This window comes from Yinghuangia sp. YIM S09857 (assembly GCF_051388915.1).
Classification (GTDB): Bacteria; Actinomycetota; Actinomycetes; order Streptomycetales; family Streptomycetaceae; genus Yinghuangia.
Genome location: NZ_JBPKBH010000002.1, coordinates 235,308 through 239,200, shown reverse-complemented (window position 1 = coordinate 239,200; position 3,893 = coordinate 235,308). Strand labels below are relative to the sequence as shown.

General features: G+C 75.8%; 3 protein-coding genes. 1 reads left to right on the top strand and 2 read right to left on the bottom strand.

The genetic code is table 11. From position 1 onward, the window contains the following. Positions 1 to 1,046, bottom strand: a 1,046-nt coding sequence (locus ACRX5S_RS04275) for a redoxin domain-containing protein (RefSeq protein ID WP_436771367.1), incomplete at its 3' end; no start/stop codon positions are given. 43 nt (positions 1,047 to 1,089) lie between these two features. Next, the gene (locus tag ACRX5S_RS04270) at positions 1,090 to 2,673 is read right to left on the bottom strand and encodes an alpha/beta hydrolase (RefSeq protein ID WP_436771366.1); all 1,584 of its coding nucleotides are present in this window, start codon (positions 2,671 to 2,673) and stop codon (positions 1,090 to 1,092) included. Between the two features lie 193 nt (positions 2,674 to 2,866). On the opposite strand from ACRX5S_RS04270, the gene ACRX5S_RS04265 reads away from it, so the two are divergent. Next, positions 2,867 to 3,877: a MerR family transcriptional regulator gene (locus ACRX5S_RS04265; RefSeq protein ID WP_436771708.1), complete on the top strand. Its 1,011-nt coding sequence runs from the start codon at positions 2,867 to 2,869 to the stop codon at positions 3,875 to 3,877. Positions 3,878 to 3,893 lie beyond the last annotated feature (16 nt).

Below are 3,893 nucleotides of genomic sequence, written 5' to 3'. Positions count from 1 at the left end.
GCGGGGCCCACCGGCAGCGGCCGCGCCAACGGGATGCCCGCCTCCTGCAACACCGCCGCCTTCGCGAAGAACTCCTCGCCCAGCGGATCGGCGTCCAGCAGCGGCATCAGCGCACGCCACACCGACACCTGCCCCGGCGCCTCCGCCGCGATCCGCTCGAACCGCGCACGCGCCGCCTCCGCGTACCCGCCACGCGCCAGCCACACCGCGAGCGCCGCCTCGGTCCGCGCCTGCTGCGCCGCGGCGTCCGCGCGCGGCGTGTACGCGACCACCTGATCGGCCGTCAGCCCGCTGTCACCCTCCAGAACCCACCGGCGCAACGCGGCCATCGCCGGGGCCGACGGCACATCCGTGAACACCTCGAACGTGTCCGACGGGTACTGCGTGTCGTTCGGACGCACCACCCGCCCGGCCTCGTCCACCCACACCACCGACGGCACGTTCGACACCTGGTACAGCGCGGCCACCCGCTGCTCGGTGTCCAGCACCACGGGGTGCGTCGGCTTCGCCTCCGCGATCCACGGCGCCGCGTCGTCCGCCCGGTGGTCCAGCGACACGCTCAGCAACGTGAAGCCGTGCCCGGCCAGTTCCGCGTGCCGCGCCTCCCAGTGCGGCAGCTCCCACCGGCACCCGCACCACGACGCCCAGAAGTTCAGCGCGACCTTGCGGCCGCGCAGATCGGACAGCCGGTGCACGCGGCCCGCCAGGTCCGGCAGCGCGAAATCCGGGGCCTCGCCGCCCGGATCGAGGCCGACGTCCGCACACCCGGTGCCCACGGCGGCCACCGACGCGGCCGGATCGGCGGCGTACGGACGCCCCAGCAGCGCCGCGAACGCCGCCAGATCGACCGACCCGCCGGGACGCTCCGCACCGGACGCCGCACCCACGGGCACGCACACGTCGCCCCGGCACCAGCCGTGCGCCTCGCGCGTCCAGCCCAGTGCCTCCCGGACCGCCGCGCGGCTCAGCAGCGGCGTGCCTTCGTCGGACACCTCGACCGGAACCACGATCGCACGCGCCTCGTCGAGAATCGTCCACTGCGGCACAGCCCACCTCCTGACGACCCGTCAGCGGCGGGTCGGGGGCCAGTCATACCGCGACCGGCGCGCCGACACCAGACGGATCGGCGGCAATCCCCAGACAGCCCAGCACCGACCGCATCGACAGCCGCAGCGCGGCACGGGCCTCATCGGTGTGGTCCAACGTGTCGAAACCGTGGCGGCCCTGCGGCACGTCGACCACCTCGACATCCACCCCGACCGTCTTCGCCCGCGCCAGGAACCCCGCAACCGTCGCGGCGATCGCCGGGTGCTCCAACTCCACCCGCGTGAGCACCAGCGGCAGCCGCGCCGGGGACGCGGGCGCAAGCGCGTCCGAGAGCGGGCCCGCAAGCGCGTCGGCCGGACGGAACCGCGAGTCCGAAAGCCCCCAGTTCGGCAGCGGCGCGAGGACCGGGTACGACGCCGCCACGCACCGCAGCCACCCCGGCGGCGCCGCCAGCCAGTCCGCCGCCAACAGGCCCCCGCCCGAGAAGAACCACAGCGCCACCCGGTCCCCGTCGACGCGCGGATGGGCGCGCACCCGCTCCACCGCCGCCGCCACATCGGCCGCGGACCGCTCGTAGTCCCCGATGCCGTGCAGGCGGTGCTCCACCGTCACCCCCACCGCCCCCAGGCTCGCGGCAAACCGGGCGTGCCCCACCAGACCCGGCCAATCGCGCGGCGTCACCGCCGCATCCGCCGGGACCGGGCCGCCGTGCACGAACACCACCGCGGGACGCGGCGAACCGTCCGCTGGAAGGCCCACGTCGGGAAAGTGCAGGTCCAGCACACCGTCCCGCTCGCGCGGACTCTCCGGGACGTCCAGCAGGAACGGCCGCAGGTGCCCGGGCATCTCGTCCTCCCGCGCGCCCAACACATGCCCCTCACCCGCCGCCGCACGCAGCAGGACGTCCGTGAGCTCGGCGGGCACCGTCAGCATCGGCCAGTGCCCGGTGGCCACCTCGAAGAACGTCACCCGGCGCTCCACCAGCGACTTCAGCCCCGCGTCCCCGAGACTTGCCAGCGACTCCAGCAGGCCGATGTTCGCCCCGCTCGACGTGCACAGCACACCGGTCGCCGGGATCGCGTCGACCGCGCCCGACAGCACCAGCGGCTGGAGCAGCGTGCCCGCGGGCTGCGGCGCGGCGCGGCTCGTCAGCGCGGCCAGATCCGCAGGCGTCAGACCGTCCGTGCTGCCCCACCGGTCCCACGCGTCGGGCGCCGGGGGAGCGATCGGTTCGCCCGGCACGTCCCCACGGGCACGCAACTCCTCGCGCAGCGCCTGGAGCGGCAGCAGCTCCAACGCCGCATTGCCGCTCTGCACCATGCCCGCGTCCACATAGACCACACGCTCGACACGGTCCGGCCACCGGTCCGCGGCACCCAGCACCGGGTGGATGCCATAGCCGTGGCCCACCAGGACGACGCGGTCCGCCGCCTGCTCGATCGCCAGCCGGACGTCCTGGATGTGCGTCTCCAGGTCGGTGTCCGGCCCCGCGAGGCCCCCGCGCTCGCCCAGACCCGTCAGGGTCACCGGGTACGCCTCGGCCCCCGCGTCCCACATGCGCTCCGCGACCTCCCGCCACAGCCAACCGCTGTTGAAAGGACCCGACACCAGCACAAACGCCGTCATCGCCATCTCCTCCCGCTTCCGAACCCGAGCACTCCGGCCGCGCCCGGGCCGGGGCGGCCGCCGCGCACCCGGCCGCCTGGGCCCCGCACGCTCGCGGGTACGGTAGGAACTCCCCTTGAGGGAGGTTCAAGCCGTGCCCACGTCACCCCCGCCCGGCAGCCCGCAGCGCCCGAGGCGCACGTCCGAGGCGCGCCTGCCCGAGCCGACACAGCCCGCGCCGCCGTGGTCCGCCGACGGGCTCTGGAGCATCGGGGAACTCGCCGAGCACGCCGGCGTCACCGTCAAGACCGTGCGCTTCTACTCCGACCACGGCCTGCTCCCCGAGGCCTCGCGCAGCACCGGCGGCCACCGCCGCTACGCCCCCGCCGCGCTGGAACGCCTCCGCCTCATCCGCTCGCTGCGCACCCTCGACCTGCCCCTCCCGGCGGTACGCCGGATCCTCGACCCGACCGGCGACCCCGGCGACCCCGGCAATCCGACCGCCGTCGACGACGGCGCCCTCGAGGACGCCGTCGCCGCACACCTGCGCGAACTCGGCACCCACATGGCCGCACTCCGCTGGCGCGAAGCCGCACTCGTGCTGGTCCGGGACAGCGACCCCGCCGAACGCGCCGACCGGCTCCGCCTCGTCGGCGCCATCGCCACGCCGCCCGACACCACGGCGATGGCGCGCTTCTGGCGCCGCTGGCTCCCCGTCCGGCTCCCGCCCCGCGTCACCGCCGCGATCCTCGAACACGCCGTCCCCGACCCGCCCGACGACCCCACCCCGGACCAAGTCCTCGCCTACGCCCGGCTGCACGCCTTCGTCACCGGCGACTGCGCCGGCGACACCCTGGCCCGCTGCCAGCCCGCCGCCCACCGCCCCGACGAGGGCTACCAGGCGGCCCTGGTCTACGACGGCCTCATCGACGCCTACGCGCTCGCCGCCCCGCACCTGCTCGCCGACCGCGCGCCGCACCCCGGCGACGCCCTCGACTGCTTCGTGGACGCCTACGCCCGTGCCCGCCGCACGCGCGACACGCCGTCCTTCCGCCGCACGCTGCGCGCCCAACTCGCCGCGGATCCGCGCGTCGACCACTACTGGCGGGACGTCGCCGTCCTGCGCACCCCGCGCATTGGCCCGCCGCCCCCGACCCCGGGCGCCGCGCACGACTGGCTCACGCGGTCCCTCGACGCCGACGAGAGCGGGCGCCGGGCCGCCTGACGCGGCACCGGCGCCC